The sequence below is a fragment of the Stenotrophomonas sp. Y-13 genome (assembly GCF_046267925.1).
In the GTDB taxonomy this organism is placed as follows: Bacteria; Pseudomonadota; Gammaproteobacteria; order Xanthomonadales; family Xanthomonadaceae; genus Stenotrophomonas; species Stenotrophomonas acidaminiphila_A.
Genome location: NZ_CP176501.1, coordinates 2,228,524 through 2,251,791, shown reverse-complemented (window position 1 = coordinate 2,251,791; position 23,268 = coordinate 2,228,524). Strand labels below are relative to the sequence as shown.

Below are 23,268 nucleotides of genomic sequence, written 5' to 3'. Positions count from 1 at the left end.
TCCGGGCCAGCCTGCATCGGCGCCCGTTAGCGCGGCGTCGTCAGTCGATGAACTGCAGCCGCGCCAGTTCCGCGTACAGGCCGCCCTCGCGCAGCAACTGCGCGTGGGTACCCTGGGCCACGATGCGGCCGTGGTCCATCACCACGATGCGGTCGGCCTTGAGCACGGTGGCCAGGCGGTGCGCGATCACCAGCGTGGTGCGGCCGGCCATCAGCCGTTCCAGCGCCTGCTGCACCGCGCGTTCGCTCTGCGCGTCCAGCGCGCTGGTGGCTTCGTCCAGCAGCAGGATCGGCGCGTCCTTGAGCAGGGCGCGGGCGATGGCGATGCGCTGCTGCTGGCCGCCGGACAGGCGCGCGCCGCGCTCGCCCAGCTCGCTGGCGTAGCCCTCGGGCAGGGCACGGATGAAATCGTCGGCCTCGGCGGCGCGGGCGGCGGCATGCACTTCCTCGTCGCTGGCCTGCAGGCGTCCGTAGCGGATGTTGTCGGCGGCACTGGAGGCGAACAGCGCCGGTTGCTGCGGCACCAGCGCGATCCGCTCGCGTAGCGCGGTCGGTTCGGCCTGGCGCAGGTCGATGCCATCGATGCTGATGGTTCCCGCCTCGGGATCGTGGAAACGCAGCAGCAGCGACAGCACCGTGCTCTTGCCGGCCCCGGAGGGGCCGACCAGCGCCACGGTCTCGCCCGGCCGCACGTGCAGGGTGAAGCCGTCCAGCGCCGGCTGCCCGGGGCGCTGCGGGTAGTGGAAGACCACGTCCTGGAAGCGGATGTCGCCGCGCAGCGGCGTGGGCAGCGCCAGCGGCGCGGGCGGCGCGCTGACGCCCGGGCGTTCCTGCAGCAGTTCGGCGATGCGGCCCATGCCGCCGGCGGCACGCTGCAGTTCATTCCACACCTCGGCCAGCGCACCGACCGAGCCGCCGCCGATCAGCGCGTAGAACACGAACTGGCCCAGCTCGCCCTTGCTGATGCGCCCGGCGATCACGTCATGCGCGCCCGACCACAGCACCAGCACCACCGCGCCGAACACCAGGGTGATGACGATGGCGGTGACCAGCGACTGGGTGCGGATGCGTCCGCGCGCGGTCGCCACCGCCACCGCCACCGCGTCGGCGAAGCGGCCGGTTTCGTAGCCTTCGCGCGCATGCGCCTGCACCGTACGGACCGCGCTCAGGGTTTCGCTGGCGAGGTTGTTGGCATCGGCGACGCGGTCCTGGCTGGCGCGCGAGGCCTTTTCCAGCCGGCGTGCGCCGAGGATGATCGGCAGGACCGCCAGCGGGATGCCGACCAGGGTGAACGCCGCCAGCCGCGGGCTGGTGACGAACAGCATGGCCACGCTGCCGACCACGGTGACGGTGCTGCGCAGCGCCACCGACATGCTGCTGCCGACCACGCTGCGCAGCAGTTCGCTGTCGGCGGACAACCGCGAGACCAGTTCGCCGCTGCGGTTGCGGTCATGGAACTGCGCGTCCAGCGCGATCAGGTGCGCGTAGAGCTGGCGCCGGAGGTCGGCCACCACTTTTTCGCCCAGCAGCGACACGAAGAAAAAGCGCGCGGCGCTCGCCACGGCCAGCACCACCACCACCGCGAACACCAGCAGGAATACCTGGTCGATGTTGCTGCCGTTGCTGAAGCCGTCGTCGATCATGCGCCGGAACGCGACCGGGAAGCTCAGCGTGGCCACCGAGGCCACCGCCAGCGCCGCCAGCCAGGCGGTGAACAGCGCCATGTGGCGGCGCACGAACGGCCACAGCGCCCGCAGCGTGCCCAGCCGTGCCTTGGCGGAAGAAGAGGGAGCGGTGGCGGTATCGGTCATGGGCGTGGCAGTGGAAAAAGGAAGGGCGGTGCCGGCGTCAGCCGCCGGCGTCGAGCCAGCGCACCCTGTCACGGGTGGCGTCGCGCAGCTGGGTTTTCAAGCCGTCCACCCGTTCGGCGGGCAGTTCGATGGCCAGTTGCGCACCATGCTCGTCGAATTCTTCGCCGAGCTTGTCCGCCGCATGCGCGGCCAACTGCGCATGCACGGTGCCGAGTTCGTCGAATGGGCACGCCAGCCGCAGCCTGCGCATCGCCACCAGCGGCAGGCGCGGCGCCAGCCGCAGGCATTCGGCGGCGGTGCCGCCGTAGGCGCGCACCAGCCCACCGGCGCCGAGCTTGATGCCGCCGTACCAGCGGGTCACCACCACCACGACACGGTCGTAGCCCTGGCCATCGATCGCCGCCAGGATCGGGCGACCCGCGGTACCGGCGGGCTCGCCGTCGTCGCTGGAACGGTATTCGTTGCCGCAGCGGTAGGCCCAGCAGTTGTGGGTGGCGTCGGCCACCGAGACCGTGCTGACGAAGGACAGTGCATCGGCCGCATTGCCGATCGGCATGGCCTGGGCAAGAAAACGGCTGTGCTTGATCTCCAGCAGGTGGCTGGCGGGCGCGGCGAGGGTGTCGGGCATCGCCCACATTCTAGGCCGCCGGGCAATCATTTGCCGCGCGGGACCGGGCCCGCGCGCGGCAACCGCCGGCGGGATGCCGCTCAGTCGCCCAGCAACGGCCGCAGGTCGCGCGGGATACGGGCTTCCGGATAGACCTGCATGAAGCGCTCCAGGCTGGCACGTGCGTTGTCCAGGTCACCGTCGGCACGCCGCGCGCGGATGCGCTGCAGCCATTGCCGGCGCGGCAGGCGCGCGTCCCCGTCGATGGCGGCCGACGCGGCGGGCACGACCTCCGCTGCGGTCGGTTCGGGCCGCCTGGCGGCGGACGCCTGGACCGGCGCAGCCGCGCGTGCGTCCTGGGGGGGCGAATGCAGGCGCAGTTCGGCTTGCACCGCGGCCTGCTCCGCCGCGGCGGCGGGTTCCAGCGCATAGCTGGACGCCGTGGGGGCAACCCGCGATGCCGTGGCAGGGGCAGTGGCAGGCGCGGCGGGTGCCGGCGGCGGGGGCGGCACGGAGGCGACCGGCGCGCGCGCCGCTGCCGGTGCGGCCCGCGCGGGCGCTGCTGCTTTCCGTGCCAGGCTGTCGACAGGGGCCTGGCTTGGTGGTGGCGCTGCCATGGGGGCGGGAACGGACGGCGGCGGCGGGGGCGATACCGCCGCGTCGCGCGCCTCCGTGGCGGTCATCGGCGCCGGTGCCACCGCCGCGGGCAGCGGTGGTGGCGTGGGCCGCAGCTGCCAGGCCAGGCCGACAACCAGCACCAGCGACGCGGCGGCGGCGAGCGAGGACACCAGGCCGCGGCGCCAGCCGCGTCGTGCCGGGCGCGCGCCGGTAGTGAAAGTGGCCGGGGGCGCGGACGGCCGCGGCGCCGGTTCCGACCCGGCCGGTTCGCGCGCGAGCGCGGCGATGGCCGCGTCGATCCGCGCCGACGGCGCGATGCCCGCGGCGGGACGGCCCAGCAGCCGTGCCAGTTCGCGCTCTTCGGGAGTCAGGGGGTCGGACCTGTTCATTCGCTCAACCTCGCGCGCAGCTTGTCCATCGCATAGCGCAGCCGCGACTTGACGGTTTCCCGCCCCACGCCGGTGATCTGCCCGATCTCCTCCAGGCTCAGTTCCTGCTCCAGGCGCAGGATCAGGACTTCCTGCTGCTCCTGCGGCAACTCGGCCATGGCCTGGCGCAGCCGCAGCCGTTCGTCCTGCTCGTGGGCCAGCAGTTCCGGGGTGCAGGCATCGGCCAGGCGCGCGGTGCGCTGTTCGGCATCGTCCGGGGCGGCGGGCCGGTGCCGCGCCGCGCGCCAGTGGTCGTTCAGGCGGTTGTGGGCGATGCGGAACAGCCAGGTGGCGAAGCCCGCCTCCGGCTTCCAGCGCGAGCGGGCCAGGATCATCCGCTGCCATACGTCCTGGAACAGCTCCTCGGCCAACGCGCGGTCGCGCAGCTGGCCCAGCAGGTAGTGGAACAGCCGCGCGCGATGCCGCGCATACAGCTCGGCGAAGGCTTCGCCATCGCCTTCGGCGTAGGCCAGCATCAGCGCTTCGTCGGTCGGGGCTTGGAGGGCGGTATCCACGTGGCCCAGCCTAAGCGCTGGCCGCGCCACTGCCTAGTCGCCGCCGGGCGCGGGCCGGCGCCGGTTCAGCCAGCCCCGGCGCGGGCGCACCGCAGGCGGTGGTTGCGGCATTATGCTGCGACAGGGGAGTTCCGGAGTGCCGGAACCCGGAACACGCATGGAGATCATGTCCCACCGCCAACTCGACCTGCATGCCGGCAGCGGCCGCGTGGACACCGATTCGCCGACCAACCGCGTGGTGGCGACGCTGCACGGCCTGCTGCCCCAGGGCAGCGCCGTGGCGCTCGCCTGGGACGATGCGGTGCTCGGGCAGGGCGACTGCGTCAGCCCGGGTGCCGATGGATTGCGCGGACCGGTGCACGCATTGCTGGCGGGCGAGCCGCTGCCGGACGGCCTGCGCCAGGCCGTGGTGGAACGCTGGACCGACGCGGAAGGTGGTGCCCGCATCGTGGTGCTGGCCGAGATCGATGCCAGTTTCTCCGACGCGCAGCGGCAGGCCTGGCTGGGCACCGCGCACGCGCTCGTCGCCGCGGTGCTGGTGTCGCTGCGCCAGGGCGTGCAGATCGAGCAGCTCGAACGCGCCAAGCGCCTGCAGCGGGCCCTGTTCGAGATCGCCGACCTGGCCGGCAGCGACCTGGAAATGTCGCAGATGCTGGCCCATTTCCACCGCATCCTGTGCACCCTGATGTACGCGGACAACTGCTACATCGTCGAATGCGACGAGCACCAGAGCAGCCTGCGCTTCCTGTATTTCGCCGACGAACTGGACAACTTCGCGCCGCATCCGGAGCGGCGTTTCCGCTTCGAGGAAATGCAGGACAGCCTGACCTTCGCGGTGCTGCGCCTGGGCAGGACCATGCATGGCCCTTCACGCGAGCTGCTGCAGGTGCTGGACCACCAGCATTCCGTGCACAGCGGCCCGGACAGCGCCGATTGGCTGGGGGTGCCGATGTGGCGCGACGGTACCGTGTGCGGCGCCATCGTGGTGCAGAGCTACGAGAGTGGCGTGCAGTACGGCGACGAGGACCGCGACGTGCTCAATTTCGTGGCCAAGCACATCCTGACCGCCATGGACCGGCGCCAGGCGCACGTGCAGTTGGAGCAGCACGTGCAGCGGCGCACGCTGGAGCTGGAGCGGGCCAACGCCAGCCTGCAGGAGGAAATACAGGAGCGGCGGCGCGCCGAGGCCCTGCAGGCGGCGCTGTTCAATGTCTCGGAACTGGCGATGAGCGCAGGCAGCCAGGCGGTGTTCCATGCCGAGGTGCACCGGGTGATCGGCGGCCTGCTGGACGCAAGCAATTTCTACATCGCGCTGGTCAACGAGCAGGGCGACGGGCTGGATTTCGTCTATTCGGTGGACGAGTTCAACCGGGTGCGCGCGTCGCGCGCCTTCAGTGGCGGCCTGACCGAGTACACCCTCCGCAGCGGCCAGCCGCTGCTCGCGACCCGGGCCGAGATCGACCAGCTGATCGCGCGCGGCGAGGTGCGCGAATTCGGCGCCAAGTCGCAATGCTGGCTGGGCGTGCCGCTGTTCAGCGACGACGAAGTAGTGGGCGTGATCGCGGTGCAGAGCTACAACCCGCAGGTCAGCTTCACCGCCCACGACCAGCGGCTGCTGGCGTTCGTGGCGCGCAACATCGGCAACAGCCTGGCGCGCCAGCGCGACCGCAATCGCCTGCTGCAGGCGCATGCCGAGCTGGAGCAGCGCGTGGCCGAGCGCACCCGCGAGCTGGGCGAGGTCAACCAGAAACTGCTGGCGCAGATCGGCGAGCGCATGCGCGTGGAGCAGCGCCTGACCCACCTGGCGATGCACGACGTGCTGACCGGCCTGCCCAACCGCCTGCAGTTGCTGGAGAAGCTGGAAGAGGCGATCGAACACGCGCAGCTGGGCATGGGCCCGATGTTCGCGCTGCTGTTCCTCGACCTGGACCGCTTCAAGTGGGTCAACGACAGCATCGGCCATGCCGCCGGCGACCGCATGCTGGTGGAAGTGGCGCAGCGCCTGGTGGGCATGCTGCGCAGCGACGACGTGGTGGCGCGCCTGGGCGGCGACGAATTCGCGCTGCTGGTGCGCTGCGACGGCGCCAAGGAGGCCATGGACGTCGGCCGGCGCCTGCTGCGTTCGCTGGAGCACTCGATGTGGGTCGACGGGCGCGAGTTGTTCCCGTCGGGCAGCATCGGCATCGCCCTGTGGAGCCCGCGCTACACCTCCGGCGCGGAACTGCTGCGCGACGCCGATGCGGCGATGTACCGCGCCAAGGGCATGGGCCAGGATCGCTGCATGCTGTTCGACGAGGCCATGCGCGAGCAGTCGCTGCAGAGCCTGGAACTCGAGGCGGACCTGCGCCGGGCGATCATCAACAATGATTTCCTGCCGTTCTACCAGCCCATCGTGTCGCTGGCCGATGGCGCCGTGGTCGGCCACGAGGCGCTGCTGCGCTGGCAGCACGAGGGCAGGGGCCTGCTGCTGCCGGGCGAGTTCATCTCGTTGGGCGAGGAAAGCGGCCTGATCGAGCAGGTGGACTGGCTGATCTACGAGCAGGTGGTGCGCGACCTGGCCGGCACCGGTTCGGGCTATGTTTCGGTGAATGTCTCGCCACGGCATTTCCGCTCGTCCGAGTTCGCCGCGCGCCTGCTGGGGCTGTTGGAAGCGGCCGGCGCCGACCCGGGACGGCTGCGGGTGGAGATCACCGAGATGGCATTGCTGGAGGACGCCCCGCGCACGCTGCGTACCCTGTACCAGCTGCGCGAGCGCGGGATCGTGGTGCAGCTGGACGATTTCGGCACCGGCTATTCGGCGCTGTCCTACCTGCACCGCTTCCCGATCAGCGCGCTGAAGATCGACCGCAGTTTCGTGGCCGGGTTGCACGCCGACAACGGCAAAAGCACGCAGGCGCTGGTCGAGGGCGTGGTGTCGCTGGCGCGTACCCTGGGCATCGAGACCATCGGCGAGGGCGTGGAGGACGAGCGCCAGCTGCGCACGCTGTTCGACATGGGCTGCAATTTCGGCCAGGGCTATCTGCTGGGCCACCCGCTGCCGCGCGAGGCGACGCTGTACCGGATGGCGTGAACCGCCGCACCGCCGCGTGGTCGATGCCGGCACCTGCCGGCACCTGCCGGCGCCCACCGCAATGCCGTGCGGCGTTCGTCGAGCCGCGCCGGGCACCCTGCGGAAACGCGGCGCGGGGTGCTCCGTCAAACCGCACCATGCTGGACCACGGTCGCGCGGATGCCTGCCGCCGCGGCACGTGCCGGTGGGCTGTCCGCAACGCAGGGCGCGGTTATTCCGCGCCAGGGCAGGGAGGGCGGCGCCAACGAAGCCCGCCGCGTCGTCACGCGCCTGTGTGCCTGCCGCAACGCCGTGCCAATGGACTTACCGCAACGCCGCACGCAGCTTTTCGTCGAACCGCGCCAGGCAGGGAAGGAGGCGCCAGCGAAGCCTGCCGCGTCGCCACGCGCCGATGGCCTTACCGCAACGCGGCGCGCAGTTTCTCGTCGAACCGCGCCAGGCAGGGAGGGAGGCGCCAGCGAAGCCCGCCGCGTCGCCACGCGTCAATGGGCCTGCCGCAATGCTGCGCGCCAATGGACTTGCCGCAGCGCAGCGCGCAGCTTTTCGTCGAACCGCGCCAGGCAGGGAAGGAGGCGCCAGCGAAGCCCGCCGCGTCGCCACGCGTCAATGGGCCTGCCGCAATGCTGCGCGCCAATGGACTTGCCGCAGCGCAGCGTGCAGCTTTTCGTCGAACCGCGCCAGGCAGGGAAGGCGGCGCCAGCGAAGCCCGCCGCGTCGCCACGCGCCAATGGCCTTACCGCAACGCCGCGCGCAGCTTCTCGTCGAACCACTTGTCCGCCTGCGCCGGCGAATAAGCCCGCATCCACGCCAGCATCTGCCCGGCGTCGTCGCCATACCACAGGTCGTGGCGTTGTTCCGGATGCAGGAAGCGTTCTTCCACCATGTGGTCGATCATGCCGATCAGCCTGGCGTAGAAGCCGTTGACGTCGAGGAAGGCGCAGGGCTTGTTGCCGATGCCGAGCTGGCGCCAGGTCAACATCTCGAAGATCTCTTCGGCGGTACCGAAACCGCCGGGCAGGGCGACGAAGGCGTCGGACAGGTCGAACATGCGCGATTTGCGCTCGTGCATGGAGCCGACGACCTCCAGCGTGGTCACGCCCTGGTGCGCCACTTCCAGGTCCACCAGGTGCTGCGGGATCACCCCGGTGACCTGGCCGCCGGCGGCCAGTACGCCGTCGGCTACCGCGCCCATCAGCCCGGTGCGGCCGCCGCCGTAGATCAGGCGCAGGCCTTCGTGGGCGATGCGCGTGCCCAGTTCGGTGGCGCGCTCGATGTACAGGGGATTGGCACCGGGGTTGGAGCCGCAGTAGACGCAGATCGATTTCATGGGAAGTCCTGGGGAGGTGTGCGGATCGCGTCGATGAACAGGGCGCGATCGGGGGAATGCAAAAGCAAGAAGGCTCCGCCGGGGCGGAGCCTTCTGGGTCAGGCCGGTGGCGCTCAGTTGGCCTTGTGGATGGCGCGCTTGCCGACCGCCATGGCCGCGTCGTGGATCACTTCCGACAGCGACGGGTGGGCGTGGCAGATGCGGGCCAGGTCGTCGGCCGAGCCGCTGAACTCCATGGTCAGCACGCCTTCGTGCACCAGTTCGGAGACATTGGCGCCGACCAGGTGCATGCCCAGCACGCGGTCGGTTTCGGCGTGCGCCAGCACCTTGACGAAGCCGGCCGGCTCGACCATCGCCACGGCACGGCCGTTGGCGGCGAACGGGAAGCTGCCGGCCTTGTACGGGATGCCCTCGGCCTTGAGCTGGGCTTCGGTCTTGCCGACCCAGGCCAGTTCCGGCTCGGTGTAGATCACCCACGGGATGGTGTCGAAGTTGACGTGGCCCGGCAGGCCGGCGATCAGTTCGGCCACCGCGATGCCTTCCTCGAAGCCCTTGTGCGCCAGCATCGGGCCGCGCACGCAGTCGCCCACCGCCCAGACGCCGTCGACGCCGGTGTGGCAATGGTCGTCGACCACGATCTGGCCGCGCTCGTTGACCTGCACGCCGGTGCCCTCGGCCAGCAGGCCCTGGGTGGCGGCGCGGCGGCCGACGGCCACCAGCAGCTTGTCGACGGTCAGGGTCTTCTCGCCTTCACCATCGGTGTAGGTGACCACCACTTCCTTCTTCTTGCCCTTGCCGGTCACTTCGGTCTTGCTGACCTTGGCGCCGAGCCTGATGTCCAGGCCCTGCTTCTTGAATTCGCGGGCGGCGACCTTGGCCACTTCGGCGTCGGCGGCGGCCAGGAACTCCGGCATCGCCTCGAGAATGGTCACTTCGGCGCCCAGGCGCTTCCACACGCTGCCCAGTTCCAGGCCGATCACGCCGGCGCCGATCACCGCCAGGCGGCCCGGTACTTCGGTGAAGTCCAGCGCGCCGACGTTGTCGACGATGGTCTCGCCGTCGAACTTGGCGAACGGCAGTTCGATCGAGTCCGAGCCGGCGGCGATGATGACGTTGGTGCCCTTCAGCTCGACCTCGCTGCCGTCATGCTGCTTGACCTTGACGACGTTGCCGGCCTGCAGTTGGCCGAAGCCGTAGTAGGCGGCGACCTTGTTGGCCTTGAACAGCTGGGCGATGCCGCCGGTGAACTGCTTCACGATGGCGTCCTTGCGGCCGACCATCTTCTCGACATCCATCTTGGCGTCCTTGAAGCTGATGCCATGGTCGCCAAAGATGTGGCCCATGTTCCAGTACTGGCGCGAGGAGTCCAGCAGTGCCTTGGACGGGATGCAGCCCACGCGCAGGCAGGTGCCGCCCAGCGCCGGCTTGCCGTCCTTGCCCAGCGCCGCGTCGATGCAGGCGGTCTTCAGGCCCAGTTGGGCGGCGCGGATGGCGGCGTGGTAGCCGGCCGGGCCGGCACCGATGACGACGACGTCGAATTGTTCAGCCATTTGAGGTTCCTTGGTGCTTTCCTTCGGCCTCGCGGGCGAGGCCGGTGGCGCGGGGCGCCGGGCAAGGGGCGGGCGCTGGGCCGGCCCCGGAGCGACCGACCCCTCCGCGGGGGGAGGGGTCGGCGGGTGTTACAGGCCGAACAGCATGCGGCCCGGGTTTTCCAGCTGGTTCTTGATGTCCACCAGGAACTGCACCGCGTCCTTGCCGTCGATGATGCGGTGGTCGTAGGACAGCGCGATGTACATCATCGGCGCGATCACGACCTGGCCGTTCTCGGCGATCGGGCGCTCCTTGATCGTGTGCATGCCGAGGATGGCGCTCTGCGGCGGGTTGACGATCGGGGTCGACATCAGCGAGCCGAAGGTGCCGCCGTTGGTGACGGTGAAGGTGCCGCCCTGCAGGTCGTCCAGCGCCAGCTTGCCGTCGCGCGCCTTCTTGGCGTAATCGGCGATGCCCTGCTCGATGTCGGCGAAGGACATGCGCTCGACGTTGCGCAGCACCGGCGTCACCAGGCCCTTGTCGGTGGACACGGCGATGGAGATGTCCGAATAGCCGTGGTAGATGATGTCGTCGCCGTCGACGGAGGCGTTGACCAGCGGGAAGCGCTGCAGCGCGTTGGCCGCGGCCTTCACGAAGAAGCTCATGAAGCCGAGCTTGATGCCGTGGGCCTTCTGGAACTCGTCCTGCAGTTCCTTGCGTGCGGCCGAAACCTTGGCCAGGTTGACTTCGTTGAACGAAGTCAGCATGGCGATGGATTCCTTGGACTGCATCAGCCGCTCGGCGATGCGCTTGCGCATGCGGGTCATCGGCACCCGTTCTTCCGGACGCGCGCCGCCGGCCTTGCCGACGCCGCCGTTGCGGGCGAAGTTGACGATGTCTTCCTTGGTCACCGCGCCATGGCGGCCGGTGCCGGCCACGTCGGCCGGGTTCACGCCTTCGGTGATGGCCGAGAAGCGGGCGCCCGGGGGCAGGTTGTCGGCGGCGGACTTGGCGGCCGGGGCCGGCGCGGCGGCCGCAGCGGCCGGTGCCGGGGCCGCGGCCTTCGGTGCCTCGGCGGCAGCCGGGGCCGGCGCGGCGGCGACGGCGCCTTCCTCGATGATCGCCACGACCTGGCTGCTGGTCACGGTGGCGCCTTCGGGGAACTTGATCTCCTTGATCACGCCATCGACCGGCGACGGGACCTCGAGCACGACCTTGTCGGTTTCCAGGTCAAGCAGGTTTTCGTCACGCTTGACCGCGTCGCCGACCTTCTTGTGCCAGGTGGCAATGGTGCCGTCAGCGACGGATTCGGGCAGTACCGGGGCTTTGACTTCGGTGGCCATGCAGGGGCTTCCTGGTTCGTATTCTTGGTGAAAGGGGGAGAGTTATTCAGCGAACTGGTCGTTGAAGGGGTTGACCAGCGCATCGGCGAGCAGCTGTTGCAGTTCGCGCAGGTGGTCGGCCATGTGGCCGACGGCCGGCGACGGCGAACGCGGGCGGCCAGCGTAGTGCAGGTTCTGGCCATCGGCCAGGCAGGCCTGCAGGTGGTGGCGGATCTGGTACCACGCGCCCTGGTTCATCGGCTCTTCCTGGCACCACACCACGTCGGCGGCCTTGCCGTACTTCTTCAGTTCGGCGGCCAGCTGCGGGCGCGGGAACGGGTACAGCTGCTCCACGCGGATGATCGCCACGTCGTCCTGGCCACGCTTGGTCTGGTCTTCCAGCAGGTCGTAGTAGACCTTGCCCGAGCACAGCACCACGCGCTGGACCTTCTTGGCGTCGGCGCTGGCGTCGCCGATCAGGTGCTGGAACTCGCCGTTGGCCAGTTCGTCCAGGGTCGAAACGGCCAGCTTGTGGCGCAGCAGCGACTTGGGCGACATCACCACCAGCGGCTTGCGGGTGGTCATGCACAGCTGGCGGCGCAGCATGTGGAACGCCTGGGCCGGGGTCGACGGCACGCAGACCAGCATGTTCTCCAGCGCGCACAGCTGCAGGAAGCGCTCCAGGCGCGCCGAGCTGTGTTCCGGGCCCTGGCCTTCGTAGCCGTGCGGCAGCAGCAGGGTCAGGCCGGAAATGCGGCCCCACTTGGCCTCGCCGGAGGCGATGAACTGGTCGATCACCACCTGGGCGCCGTTGGCGAAGTCGCCGAACTGGCCTTCCCAGATGCACAGGGTGTTGGGATCGGTGGTGGAGAAGCCGTACTCGTAGGCCATCACCGCCTCCTCGCTGAGCAGCGAGTCGATGACGGTGGCCTGCTCCGGCGACTGCACCAGCTGGCGCAGCGGCAGGTAATAGGCGTCGGTCTTCTGGTCGTGCAGGATCGCGTGGCGATGGGTGAAGGTGCCGCGGCCGACGTCCTGGCCGACCAGGCGCAGGCCATGGCCCTGGTCGAGCAGGGTGGCGTAGGCCAGGTTCTCGGCGAAGCCCCAGTCGCCCGGGATCTCGCCGGCCGCCATCTTGCGGCGGTCGTCATAGACCTTGGCCACGCGCGAGTGCAGTTCCACGCCCTCGGGGATGGTGTTGATCAGCTTGGCCAGGCGGGTCAGTTCGGTCATCGGCACCCGGGTGCTGACCGGGTCGGACAGCTTGCCGGCCAGCAGCTTCGGCCAGTCCACGTACAGCTTGCTGGTCGGCGGAGTCTTCTCGACCTGTGCCAGCTCGGTGGTGACTTCGCCCGAATCGAGCTTCTCGCGGTAGGCATCGACCAGCGCCTTGCCGCCATTGGCCGGGATCACGCCCGCGGCCTCGAGCTTCTCCGCGTACAGTTCGCGGGTGGTCTTGTGCTTGCGGATCACCTGGTACATCAGCGGCTGGGTGATCGCCGGCTCGTCGGCCTCGTTGTGGCCCCAGCGGCGGTAGCAGACCAGGTCGATCACCACGTCCTTGTGGAACTGCTGGCGGAAGTCGTAGGCCAGCTTCGCGGCGAACACCACCGCCTCCGGATCGTCGCCGTTCACGTGCAGCACCGGCGCGCCGACCATCTTGGCGATGTCGGTGCAGTACAGGGTCGAGCGCGAGTCGTCGCGGTTGGAGGTGGTGAAGCCGACCTGGTTGTTGATGACGATGTGCACGGTGCCGCCGACCGCGAAGCCGCGCGCCTGCGACATCTGGAACAGCTCCATCACCACGCCCTGGCCGGCGAACGCGGCGTCGCCGTGGATCAGGATCGGCATGACCTGCTTGCGCGCGGTGTCGCCACGGCGTTCCTGGCGCGAACGCACCGAACCGGCGACCACCGGGTCGACGATCTCCAGGTGCGACGGGTTGAACGCCAGCGCCAGGTGCACCGGGCCGCCGGCGGTGGCGACGTCGGCCGAGAAGCCCATGTGGTACTTCACGTCGCCGGCCACGGCACGGTCGTCGTGCTCGAAGCGGCCTTCGAACTCGTCGAACAGCTTGCGCGGGTTCTTGCCCAGGGTGTTGACCAGCACGTTCAGGCGGCCGCGGTGGGCCATGCCGATCACCACGTCCTTGACCCCGTCCTTGCCGGCGCTGCGGATCACCGTGTCCATCATCGGGATCAGCGAATCGCCGCCTTCCAGCGAGAAGCGCTTCTGGCCGACGTACTTGGTGTGCAGGTAGCGCTCGAGGCCCTCGGCCGCGGTCAGCCGCTCCAGGGTGCGGCGCTGGGTGTCCGCGTCGAGGTTGTAGTTGCCGCCGGCGCTTTCCAGGCGCTGGTACAGCCACTGGCGCTGGTCGACTTCGGCGATGTACATGAACTCGGCGCCGATGGAGCCGGTGTAGGTCGCCTTCAGGCGCGCCAGCAGGTCGCGCAGCTTCATGCGCGGCTGGCCGCCGACGCCGCCGGTGCTGAACTCGTCGTTGAGGTCGGCGTCGGACAGGTGGTGGAAAGCCAGGCCCAGGTCGGGCGGGTTGACCGGCGGGGTCAGGCCCAGCGGGTCGAGCTGCGCGCCGAGGTGGCCGCGCGAGCGGTAGGCGGTGATCAGGCGTCCGACGTTGCGCTCGCGCTCGTCGCCGCCGCCGGCACTGGCCACGGCACTGGACGCGTTGCGGCCGGCCTCGGCGATGTGGGCGATGACGGCCGAATGCGGGACATCACCTGCCTCGCGGCCCTTGAAACCGTCGAAGTAGGACTTCCATTTGGGGTCCACACTGTCCGGGGAGACGAGGTACTGCTCGTACAGGTCCTCGATATAGGAGGCGTTGCCGCCGGCGAGTTGCGATGACTGCGCAAACTGCTTCAGGAGATTGTCCACGATGGAGGGTCGGATTCGCTTGTGGGGTATGGCTTCTGGAACCGGCGGGGACCTTGCAGCAGGGCGCCGCGCGGGCGTGATGAAACCGCTGAATTATACCCTCGCGGGGACAGGAAGGGGCACACACGCTGTCCCCCGGGTTAATGCCGGGCCATGCCTTGTCCGCACCCGACAGCGCTCACATGCCGAGTGTCCGCAGCCCTTCGCAGAGCGCTGCGGCGTCCCATGCGCGCTGGAACAGCGCGTCCTGCTGGCGGGCCGTCGCGGGCATGTCCAGGCACAGCTCGCCTTCGAAGCGGTCGCCCATTGGACGAAAGTAGCAGTCGCCGTTGTCGTTGCTGGCGCTGGCCGGCGCCAGCGCCGGGTCGCCCGGGTCCACCGGCTGGCGCAGCGCGAACACGCTGGGCAGGCGCTGCAGCAGTGCCAGCAGCGCGGCCGGCATGGCCGCGGGTTCGGCATCGTGCAGCAGCACCAGCGCCTGTTTGTCGTGGCGGCGGGTGGCGAAGCGGCGCAGCGCCTGCAGCACCGCCGGCTGCGCGAGCAGCGCGGTGTCGCCGCCGCGGCAGCCGAGCAGGAGCCTGCGGCGGGCGCGGTGGATCACCGCCGCCAGGGCCGCCTCGGCCTGGGCGGCATCCTGCACGCGCATGGCGCCGCCCATGCGGCGGCGCATGGTCTGGTGGACGATGCCGGCCTCGGTGAACGGCGCGCCTTCGGGCAGGAAGCCGTTGCGGGCATAGAAATCGCGGGCGTGGAGCTGGGCATGCAGGGTCACCTCGTCCCAGCCGCGGTGCGCCGCTTCGGCCACCAGCGCCTGCAGCAGCGCCTCGCCGACACCGTGGCCGCGCCAGCCGGGCAGCACCGCCATGCGGCCGATGCGGCGCTGCGGCGTCAGCCGGCCGGTGCCGATGGCGTGGCCATCGGCATCCAGCGCGAGGACGTGGTGGCTGAGCGGGTCCAGGTCATCGCTTTCCAGCGCCGCCGGGACCTGCTGCTCGCCGACGAACACGGCGTGGCGCACGCCGTGCAGCAGCGCCTGCCGCGTGGCGTAGTCGGCTGCCTCGACGTGGAACGCCGCCGGGGTCATGCCGCCGGGCCGTCCTCGTCGCCGTCGTCGCAGATCACCACCACCTCGACCCCTTCCTCGTTCACCTGCACGGTGTCGATGGCGCCACTGGCCGGCTCGCCTTCGCCGGCCTGGGCGTACTCGAACACCTCGATTTCCAGCTCCGGTGCGTCGGCTTCGTCGTCGAGCGTGTCGTCGAACGCGTCTTCCATGACCTCGAGCGCATCCTGCTCGGCCTGCATCGCCGCCAGGGTCTCGGCGTCCAGCAACTGGTAGTGGCCGCCGGCCAGCAGTTCCATCACCGCGCTGCGGCCCTTGGCCGAGAGCTTGCGGAACAGCGGTGCGTCGATCCGTTCGGCCGCGGCCAGGCCCTGCGCGTCCTTGACCGGCAACGGGAAGGCATGGCCGCTGCTGTACAACACCGCGCCGCGGGTGGCGCGACGCCAGGCCAGCCGCGCCCACGGGTGGCGCTCGAGCAGGCCGCCCTCGTCCAGCACCGCGTCCACGTCGGCGGGGGCGGGCGGGGCCTGCGAGGGCAGGATGTCGCCGGCGGCGCGGTAGGTGGTGATGAAGCGGCCGAACCAGTCGCCCAGGCGGTCGGGGTCGTTCATGCGCAGCGCATTGAGCGCGGTGACCACGCGCTTCATCGCCGCCGCGTCGATCTCGTTGGGGTCCTCCGGCAGCTTCAGGTCCGGGTCCTGGTAGCGGATGGCCTCGTCGGCGTCGGCCACCAGGTCATCCAGCCAGTCGCTGATCAGCTCGGCCGAGGACGGCGCGCGCATGCCGAAGGAGAACGTCAGGCACGGGTCCTCGGCCACGCCGTGGTGCGGCACGTTCGGCGGCAGGTACAGCATGTCGCCCGGTTCCAGCACCCAGTCGTGGGTCGGCTTGAACCTGCGCAGCAGCTTCAGTTCGACGTCGGGGCGGAAATCCAGCGGCGGGCGCTTGCCCCGGGTCGATTCGCTGGCGTCGATCTGCCAGCGGCGGTGGCCGTGGGCCTGCAGCAGGAACACGTCGTACTGGTCGACATGGGCGCCGACCGAGCCGCCGGTGGCGGCGAAGCTGATCATCACGTCATCCATGCGCCAGCGCGGCAGGAAGTTGAAGTGCTCGATCAGCGCGCGCACGTCCGGGTCCCACTTGTCCACGTCCTGTACCAGCAGGGTCCAGTCGTGGTCGGGCATGCCCGGGAAATCCTCCTCGCGGAACGGGCCGTTGCGCAGGGTCCAGCCGTCGGTGGCGCGGTCATGGGTGACCAGGCGCGCCAATGCGCCTTCCTCGCAGGCCAGCCCGGCCAGGTCTTCGGGCATCACCGGGGTCTGGAAATCCGGGAATGCGCCACGGATCAGCAACGGGCGCTTCTGCCAGTAGTCGCGCAGGAAGCGCTCGGCGGGCATGCCGAGCGGATGGCGGGCGCTGGCCCTGATCTCGAGCGGCAGGGAGGAGGAAGTCTTTTTCATCGCGCGCAATACCATTGAAAAACGGGGGCGGCGGAGTCCGCCGACGGAAATCGCATTGTCACCCAGCCGCCGCCGACGCGCCTAGCACCGCCGCGGGCGGGGCCAGCGGCGGGAGCGGCGCGGCGCCGCCCTCGAGCAGGCGCTCCAGCACCGCAGCCGGGCAGGGCGGGCTGAAGCCGTAGCCCTGGGCCAGCGGGCAGCCTTCGGCGCGCAGGAACTCCAGGTGGCGGGCGTGCTCGACGCCCTCGGCCACGACCTCCAGGCCCAGGCTGTGGCCGAGGCCGATGATGGCGCGGCTGATCACCCCCAGCTCGGCGTCGCCGGGCAGGCCGGCGATGAAGCTCTTGTCGATCTTCAGCATGTGCAGCGGGAACCGCTTGAGGTAACCCAGCGACGAGTAGCCGGTGCCGAAGTCGTCCAGCGCCAGCCGCACGCCGAGCGCGGCCAGGCGCCGCAGTGCTGCGCCCAGGGTGGCGTTGCTGTCCTGCATCAGGTGGGTTTCGGTGATTTCCAGCACCAGGCTGGCCGCGGGCAGGCCGGTGTCGTCGAGGATGGCCACCACGCGTGCCACGAAATCGTCCTGCTGCAGCTGGCGCCGCGAGAGGTTGACCGAGCAGTACAGGTGCCGGTGTCCGGCCAGCTGCCAGGCCCGGGTCTGCCGGCAGGCCTCGCGCAGCACCCAGTCCCCCACCTGGACGATTTCCCCGGATTCCTCCAGCGAGGGGATGAACTCCAGCGGCGGCACCAGGCGGCCATCGTGGCGCCAGCGCAGCAGCGCCTCGACCCCGGCCATCGGCGGGTCGTGCGCGTCCAGGCGGTGGATCGGCTGGTAGTGCAGCACGAACTCGCCACGCGCCAGCGCCTGGCCCAACGCGCTCTCCAGTTCCAGCTGGCGCTGCGCGCTGGCCTGCAGCCCGGCGCTGTAGTGGGCGAACTGGGCCTTGCCGGCCTGCTTTGCCTGGTGCAGGGCAAGGTCGGCGGCCTGCAGCGCATCGTTGAGGTCGGCGCTGGCATGCAGGGTGGCGATGCCGATGCTGGCGTTGACCACCAGGGTGCGGTCGTCCACGCGCATCGGCTGGTGCAGGTGGCCGAGGATGCGCTGGGCGACCTGTTCGGCGCACCCGGCGCTGCCGGGGTCGACCAGCAGCACCACGAATTCGTCGCCGCCGAAGCGGAACAGGTGGTCAGCGGCGCGCAGGCACTGCGCGAGCCGGCGGCCGACCTCGACCAGCACGCCGTCGCCGAACAGGTGGCCGAAGCTGTCGTTGATGAGCTTGAAGCGGTCCAGGTCGATGAACAGCACCGCTGCCTGGCCGCTGCCGGTGTCGTGCAGCTGGCGCTGGGTATGCAGGAGCAGCTCGTCCAGCCGCAGGCGGTTGGCCAGCCCGGTCAGCGGGTCGTGGCGGGCGGCGTGGTGCAGCTGGTGTTCGACGGCCTTGCGCCGGCTGATGTCGCTCTGCGAGCCGGTGATGCGCAGTTGTCCGTCGCGGTCGGCCTCGGCCACGCCGCGGCTGAGCACCCACAGCCAGTCGCCATTGCGGCAGCGGATGCGGTATTCGTGGTGGATCCAGTCCGATTCCCCGTGCAGGTGCGCATTGATGGCCTGGTGCAGGCCGGGCAGGTCGTCGGGATGGACCCGGGAAAACCAGGCGTCGCTGGTCTGGCCCAGGGCCTGCCGCTCCAGCCCGATCATGTCCGCCCAGCGCTCGGACACGTACAGGGTGTCCGCCCCGGGATGCCAGTCCCAGATCCCGTCATGGGCGCCACGCAGGGCCCGCGCGAAGCGCGCTTCGCTGTCCTCCAGCGCCTTGCGCTGGGCGGCGCTGTAGGTGTCGATGGCCAGGGTCATGTCGAAGAACACGGCCTTGAGCAGGCTCGAGAAGAGCTGCACGTCGGCGCCCTGGCCGCACAGCGGCGCCAGCATCTGCTCCAGGTACAGCCGGTAGGCGGCCAGGTACCACTTCAGCTCGACGCCGTTGATGTGGTGGATCAGGCCGATGCGCAGGCGGTTGTCGATGTAGTCGCGGTCGTAGGGCCCCTGCCACAGCCGCTGGTAGTACTCCAGTTGCCGTTGCTTCAACCGGTGCACGGTGCCCGCGTCGCCGAGCAGCGCGGCCGGGGCGGGGAAATCATCGAGGTGGCGGTACAGCCGCTCGATGAACGCGGCCTGCGCGGCGGCCATGCGCGCGGCGTTTTCGTTCAGGCGCCGCGCGTCGTCCTGGCCCCATTCCAGCAGGCGGCCGCGTTCGCTGATTTCCGCCTGCTCCAGCCCGATTCGCCGCATCAGCTCCTGCAGTGTGTCGACGGCACCCATGGTTCCCTCTTGCGTTGAAGACCGGCATGGAAAAAGCGCCACGGCGGCGGTTCCGTCCGGAACGGCCCCCGCAGCGCCTTGTCTTGCAGGCCCGTGCGTCCTGCCCGGCAAAGCGGGTCCGCGCGTGGCGCGGCACCCGGGTCAAGCGGCGCCTGCCAGATCCTCCAGCAGGCGGGTAAGGCGTTGCCGCAGTTGCCCCATCTCGCGCGAGCGGAAGGCATGCCGGCTGCGCTCCAGGGTTTCGATGGCCTCGTACAGGGTGGCCTGGACCTGCCCGGTGGGGCCCAGCGGGTCCGGATCGAGCCACCGGCACAGTGGCGCGCGGTCGCAATCGCAGCTCTGCTGGATGACCTCGGCGTCACCGGTCGCGGCCATGAGCACGCGCAGCCGCGCGGCCAGGGCCGGGTCGGTGCAGATGATCCGGGCCACGCCGCTGTCCCGTGCGGGGCGCGGGGGCGGCGCGGTGGGCGCGGCGTCCGGTTCCGGACCGCCTGCGGCGCCGGCGGAGGTGGGGGGCATGCTCGACATCTGTTCCTGTTCCATGTTTGCGTGAAAAGCGTCCATCGTTTCCCGCCACGCGGGCCTTCCGTCACCATGCCACCGTCGACACCGCACGCGGTAGCGCCGTGGCAGTGCCCGCTGCTGGCGCCAGCCGGAACCGGGCGGCGGCCTGCGCCAGCCGGGCGGCCTCATGCTCCATGTCGTGGGTGGCGCGCCCGGTTTCCTGCACCAGCAGCGCGTTCTGCTGCGTGCTCCTGTCCATCTGCGCGATGGTCTGGTTGAGTTGTGCGATGCCCGCGCTCTGCTCGCGCGAGGCGCTCGCTATCTCCGCGGTCAGGGCGGTGACGTGCTGCACCGAGGCCACGATGTCGACCATGGTGCGGCGCGCCTTTTCCACCTGCGCCGAGCCGTCGGCGACCTTCTCCACCGAGTTGCCGATCAGGTCCTTGATCTCGTGCGCGGCGACGGCCGAGCGCTGCGCCAGCGTGCGCACCTCGGCGGCGACCACGGCGAAGCCACGCCCGCTGTCGCCGGCGCGGGCGGCCTCGACCGCCGCGTTCAGGGCCAGGATGTTGGTCTGGAAGGCGATGCCGTCGATCACCCCGATGATCTCGCCGATCCTGCGCGACGCGGTTTCGATGGCGCGCATGGTCAGCACCACCTCGTCGACCACCTGGCCGCCCTGGCGGGCGACCGCCGCGGCGCCCTCGGCCAGCTGGCTGGCGTGGTGCGCGGCCCCGGCATTGTCGCCGATGGTGGCGGTGAGCCGGTCCATCGAGGCGGCCGCCTCGCGCAGCGTGGCCGCCTGCCGCCCGGTGCGCGCGGACAGCTCGTCGTTGCCGCCGGTGATGCTGCCGGCCGCCGCCGCGATGCGGTCGGCGGACTGCTGGATGCCGGCGACGATGCCGGCCAGTTGTTCGGCGGTGGCGTTGGCGTCGGTCTTCATCTGCCCGAACACCCCGTCGAAGTCGCGGGTGATGCGTCGCCCGAGGTCGCCGCGCGACAGTGCCGACAGCAACTGGCGCATTTCGTCGGCGCTTTCGGCGGTGGCGTCGAGCAGCCGGTTCACGCCCCGGGACAGCCGCCCCATCAGGCCGGCCTCGCCGGATGCCTGCAGGCGCTGGTCCAGCCGGCCCTGCGCGGCGCCGTCGATGATCGTGGCGATGTCGTGCTCCATGCGCGCCTCGGCGGTGCGGTCGTGCCATTCGACGACGAAGCCGTGGCGCTGGCCGTCGGCGTCGACCATCGGGGTGACGTTCAGGCTGAAATGCGCCTCGCCGATCTGGATGCGGCCGGAGTGAGCGCCGTCGAGGGTGTCGAGCAGGGCGCGGATGCGCGCCGGGTCGCGGTGGAAACAATGGATGCTGGCGCCGATCAGGCGCTCGGGGTCGAAGTCCGGGAACGCCTTGAGCAGTTCCGCGCGCTGGTTGCGCAGGATCGCGATGACCGCCTGGTTGGCATAGACGATGTGGTGTTCGCGGTCGGCGATCATCATGCCGGTGCGCAGCGCGCACAGCGCGGCTTCGACATGGAAGCCGGGCGCGGCGCTGGTGGCGGCGGGCAGCGGTGCAGCCGCGGTGGCTTCCTCGTCCGCGTGCGGTCGTGGTTCCGTACCGGAGCCGCGCAGCCGCACCGCGAATACGCAGGCAATCCCGGTTACCACCGAGACCGCGGCCATCCGTGGCAGTGCCGCGGCCAGCATCGGCTGCAGCGCCGCCAACCACAGCAGCAGGCCGGTTGCCGCCAGCGCCAGCGGTGCCCAGTCGCGATAGCACAACAGCAGGGCGACCACGGCCACGCTGCCGGCGGGGCCGAGCGCGGGCGGGGCGGCAGCCAGCGCCGCGACCAGCGCCGCGGCGATCGCCAGGCGGCTGCGGCGGGTGCCCGGCGCACGCCGCGCCTGCAGCACCGCGAACGCGGTGGTGGGCAGGTACACGGCCACGAACAGGATCCAGCCACCCGAATCCAGTGCATGCGCCAGCGCCGCCACCCCCAGCAGCGCCAGCATCGGCAGGAACAACCGGTCGGCCTCGATGGCCTCCGCATCCCGCGTCAGCGATGTCTCGACAGCACCCATGAATCCCCCTGTTGAAAACCTGGGCATGAAAAAAGCGCCATGACAGCCACCCCGGGGGAGTGGCTGTCATGGCGCTTCGTCTTGCAGGCCCGTGCGTCCTGCCCGGCAAAGCCGGTCACCGCGTCTGGCGGTACCTCAACCGCGCTTTTCTACACGATTGGCGGTCATTGTTCCAGAGGTCCGCCGGGCGCTGGCGGCGGCAGCCCGGCGGGCACATGCGGCAACGGCCAGGCGGGTGCCTGGCCGTTGCATGCGGGAAGCCCGGCCCGGGGCCAGCGGCCGGGGCCGGGGTCAGATTGCCTTGGCCAGCGATGCGGCCAGGCCGGCGTAGCCGCCGGGGGTGAGCTCGCGCAGGCGCTGCTTGGCCTCGGCCGGCAGGTCCAGCGATTCGATGAACCCACGCATCGACTCGGCGGTGATGCCCTGGCCGCGGGTCAGGGCCTTGAGCTGCTCGTACGGGTTGGGCAGGCCGTGGCGGCGCATCACCGTCTGCACCGCCTCGGCCAGCACTTCCCAGGCCGCGTCCAGGTCGGCGTCCAGCCGCTGGGGGTTCACTTCCAGCTTGCCCAGGCCCTTGGCCAGCGATTCCAGCGCCACCTGGGTGTGGCCGAACGCGGTGCCCAGCGCACGCAGCACGGTGGAGTCGGTCAGGTCGCGCTGCCAGCGGCTGATCGGCAGCTTGGCGCTGAAGTGCTCGAACAGCGCATTGGCGATGCCGAAGTTGCCCTCGGCGTTCTCGAAGTCGATCGGGTTGACCTTGTGCGGCATGGTCGAGGAGCCGACTTCGCCCTCCTTGAGCTTCTGCTTGAAGTAGCCCAGCGACACATAACCCCAGATGTCGCGCGCCAGGTCGATCAGGATGGTGTTGGCGCGGCGCGCGGCATCGCCGATCTCGGCGACGTTGTCATGCGGCTCGATCTGAGTGGTGTAGGGGTTGAACACCAGGCCCAGCGAGGTGACGAAGCGTTCGGCGAAGGCCGGCCAGTCCACGTCCGGGTAGGACACCACGTGGGCGTTGTAGTTGCCCACCGCGCCGTTGATCTTGCCGGTCAGCTCGACCGCGCCGATCTGGCGGATCTGCCGTTCCAGGCGCGCGACGACATTGGCCACTTCCTTGCCCAGCGTGGTCGGCGAGGCGGTCTGGCCGTGGGTGCGCGAGAGCATCGGCTGCGCGGCCTGGGCGTGGGCCAGCTGGCGCAGCGAGGCGGCGATGCCCTGCAGGGCAGGCAGCAGCACGGTGCCACGCGCCTCGGCCAGCATCAGCCCGTAGGACAGGTTGTTGATGTCCTCGCTGGTGCAGGCGAAATGCACGAATTCCAGCGCCGGCGCCAGTTCGGCGTCGTCCTTGAGCCGCTCCTTGATGAAGTACTCCACCGCCTTGACGTCATGGTTGGTGGTGCGCTCGATCTCCTTGACCCGGGCGGCGTCGGCCACCGAGAAGCCATCGGCCAGCGCGCGCAGGCGCGCCTTGCCGGCGGCGGAGAAGTCGGCCAGTTCGCCGATGCCCGGCTCGGCCGCCAGCGCCAGCAGCCACTCGATCTCGACCTTCACCCGCGCGCGGATCAGGCCGTACTCGGAGAAGATCGGGCGCAGCGCGTCGACCTTGGACGCGTAGCGCCCGTCGAGCGGGGACAGGGCGAGCAGGGCGGCTTCCGGGCGGGACGGTTCGGTCATGTCGGCAGGCAGGGGCAAGGGGCGGGGGCGCATATTCTACGGCCTGTCCGGAACGGC

General features: G+C 70.3%; 15 protein-coding genes. 1 reads left to right on the top strand and 14 read right to left on the bottom strand.

Translation table 11 applies throughout. The annotated features are described in order from the left end of the window. Window positions 1–40: 40 nt before the first annotated feature. The 4 genes from ACJ7VY_RS10180 to ACJ7VY_RS10165 all read right to left on the bottom strand — a co-directional run bounded on the left by ACJ7VY_RS10180 (window position 41) and on the right by ACJ7VY_RS10165 (window position 3,939). Window positions 41–1,810 carry an ABC transporter transmembrane domain-containing protein gene (locus ACJ7VY_RS10180; RefSeq protein ID WP_409475543.1) on the bottom strand — a complete coding sequence of 590 codons (1,770 nt, stop codon included), beginning with the start codon at window positions 1,808–1,810 and terminating at the stop codon, window positions 41–43. A 37-nt stretch (window positions 1,811–1,847) separates the two neighbouring features. After that, window positions 1,848–2,438: an IMPACT family protein gene (locus ACJ7VY_RS10175; protein ID WP_161613661.1), complete on the bottom strand. Its 591-nt coding sequence runs from the start codon at window positions 2,436–2,438 to the stop codon at window positions 1,848–1,850. An 80-nt stretch (window positions 2,439–2,518) separates the two neighbouring features. Beyond that, the gene (locus tag ACJ7VY_RS10170; protein ID WP_409475542.1) at window positions 2,519–3,424 is read right to left on the bottom strand and encodes a hypothetical protein; all 906 of its coding nucleotides are present in this window, start codon (window positions 3,422–3,424) and stop codon (window positions 2,519–2,521) included. Next, window positions 3,421–3,939: an RNA polymerase sigma factor gene (locus tag ACJ7VY_RS10165; protein ID WP_409476804.1), complete on the bottom strand. Its 519-nt coding sequence runs from the start codon at window positions 3,937–3,939 to the stop codon at window positions 3,421–3,423. The genes ACJ7VY_RS10170 and ACJ7VY_RS10165 overlap by 4 nt, the downstream gene beginning before the upstream one ends. Before the next feature lie 205 nt (window positions 3,940–4,144). On the opposite strand from ACJ7VY_RS10165, the gene ACJ7VY_RS10160 reads away from it, so the two are divergent. Next, complete coding sequence (locus ACJ7VY_RS10160; protein WP_409475541.1) at window positions 4,145–7,048, top strand: EAL domain-containing protein; 2,904 nt, start codon at window positions 4,145–4,147, stop codon at window positions 7,046–7,048. Between the two features lie 733 nt (window positions 7,049–7,781). Here ACJ7VY_RS10160 and ACJ7VY_RS10155 read toward each other — a convergent pair. The 10 genes from ACJ7VY_RS10155 to purB form a co-directional block, all read right to left on the bottom strand. Then, on the bottom strand, window positions 7,782–8,375 hold the full coding sequence (locus tag ACJ7VY_RS10155; RefSeq protein ID WP_409475540.1) for a TIGR00730 family Rossman fold protein: 594 nt from the start codon (window positions 8,373–8,375) through the stop codon (window positions 7,782–7,784). Window positions 8,376–8,488: 113 nt separating this feature from the next. Beyond that, on the bottom strand, window positions 8,489–9,925 hold the full coding sequence (lpdA, locus tag ACJ7VY_RS10150; protein WP_409475539.1) for a dihydrolipoyl dehydrogenase: 1,437 nt from the start codon (window positions 9,923–9,925) through the stop codon (window positions 8,489–8,491). Window positions 9,926–10,054: 129 nt separating this feature from the next. Then, window positions 10,055–11,248, bottom strand: coding sequence for a dihydrolipoyllysine-residue succinyltransferase (gene sucB / locus ACJ7VY_RS10145; RefSeq protein ID WP_104939086.1), 1,194 nt, complete (start codon window positions 11,246–11,248; stop codon window positions 10,055–10,057). A 42-nt stretch (window positions 11,249–11,290) separates the two neighbouring features. Continuing rightward, entirely contained in the window at window positions 11,291–14,122 is a 2,832-nt protein-coding gene (locus tag ACJ7VY_RS10140; protein ID WP_293758530.1) for a 2-oxoglutarate dehydrogenase E1 component, read from the bottom strand. A gap of 178 nt (window positions 14,123–14,300) precedes the next feature. Continuing rightward, complete coding sequence (locus tag ACJ7VY_RS10135; RefSeq protein WP_409475538.1) at window positions 14,301–15,206, bottom strand: GNAT family N-acetyltransferase; 906 nt, start codon at window positions 15,204–15,206, stop codon at window positions 14,301–14,303. Beyond that, on the bottom strand, window positions 15,203–16,645 hold the full coding sequence (locus ACJ7VY_RS10130) for a cupin domain-containing protein (protein ID WP_313253320.1): 1,443 nt from the start codon (window positions 16,643–16,645) through the stop codon (window positions 15,203–15,205). The genes ACJ7VY_RS10135 and ACJ7VY_RS10130 overlap by 4 nt, the downstream gene beginning before the upstream one ends. 58 nt (window positions 16,646–16,703) lie before the next feature. Further along, window positions 16,704–18,959: a putative bifunctional diguanylate cyclase/phosphodiesterase gene (locus ACJ7VY_RS10125; protein WP_104939082.1), complete on the bottom strand. Its 2,256-nt coding sequence runs from the start codon at window positions 18,957–18,959 to the stop codon at window positions 16,704–16,706. Between the two features lie 141 nt (window positions 18,960–19,100). Continuing rightward, window positions 19,101–19,388: a hypothetical protein gene (locus ACJ7VY_RS10120; RefSeq protein ID WP_104939081.1), complete on the bottom strand. Its 288-nt coding sequence runs from the start codon at window positions 19,386–19,388 to the stop codon at window positions 19,101–19,103. Between the two features lie 160 nt (window positions 19,389–19,548). Further along, window positions 19,549–21,537, bottom strand: a complete 1,989-nt coding sequence (locus ACJ7VY_RS10115; RefSeq protein ID WP_409475537.1) for a methyl-accepting chemotaxis protein — start codon at window positions 21,535–21,537, stop codon at window positions 19,549–19,551. A gap of 291 nt (window positions 21,538–21,828) precedes the next feature. Continuing rightward, a complete protein-coding gene (gene purB, locus ACJ7VY_RS10110; protein WP_240211937.1) occupies window positions 21,829–23,211 on the bottom strand; it encodes an adenylosuccinate lyase in 1,383 nt (460 codons plus the stop codon). Between the last annotated feature and the right edge of the window lie 57 nt (window positions 23,212–23,268).

Coding starts and splice junctions, on each gene's coding strand:
- ACJ7VY_RS10180 (WP_409475543.1), bottom strand. CDS start 1,810: ATGACCGATACCGCCACCGCTCCCTCTTCTTCCGCCAAGGCACGGCTG.
- ACJ7VY_RS10175 (WP_161613661.1), bottom strand. CDS start 2,438: ATGCCCGACACCCTCGCCGCGCCCGCCAGCCACCTGCTGGAGATCAAG.
- ACJ7VY_RS10170 (WP_409475542.1), bottom strand. CDS start 3,424: ATGAACAGGTCCGACCCCCTGACTCCCGAAGAGCGCGAACTGGCACGG.
- ACJ7VY_RS10165 (WP_409476804.1), bottom strand. CDS start 3,939: ATGCTGGCCTACGCCGAAGGCGATGGCGAAGCCTTCGCCGAGCTGTAT.
- ACJ7VY_RS10160 (WP_409475541.1), top strand. CDS start 4,145: ATGTCCCACCGCCAACTCGACCTGCATGCCGGCAGCGGCCGCGTGGAC.
- ACJ7VY_RS10155 (WP_409475540.1), bottom strand. CDS start 8,375: ATGAAATCGATCTGCGTCTACTGCGGCTCCAACCCCGGTGCCAATCCC.
- lpdA (WP_409475539.1), bottom strand. CDS start 9,925: ATGGCTGAACAATTCGACGTCGTCGTCATCGGTGCCGGCCCGGCCGGC.
- sucB (WP_104939086.1), bottom strand. CDS start 11,248: ATGGCCACCGAAGTCAAAGCCCCGGTACTGCCCGAATCCGTCGCTGAC.
- ACJ7VY_RS10135 (WP_409475538.1), bottom strand. CDS start 15,206: ATGACCCCGGCGGCGTTCCACGTCGAGGCAGCCGACTACGCCACGCGG.
- ACJ7VY_RS10130 (WP_313253320.1), bottom strand. CDS start 16,645: ATGAAAAAGACTTCCTCCTCCCTGCCGCTCGAGATCAGGGCCAGCGCC.
- ACJ7VY_RS10125 (WP_104939082.1), bottom strand. CDS start 18,959: ATGGGTGCCGTCGACACACTGCAGGAGCTGATGCGGCGAATCGGGCTG.
- ACJ7VY_RS10115 (WP_409475537.1), bottom strand. CDS start 21,537: ATGGGTGCTGTCGAGACATCGCTGACGCGGGATGCGGAGGCCATCGAG.
- purB (WP_240211937.1), bottom strand. CDS start 23,211: ATGACCGAACCGTCCCGCCCGGAAGCCGCCCTGCTCGCCCTGTCCCCG.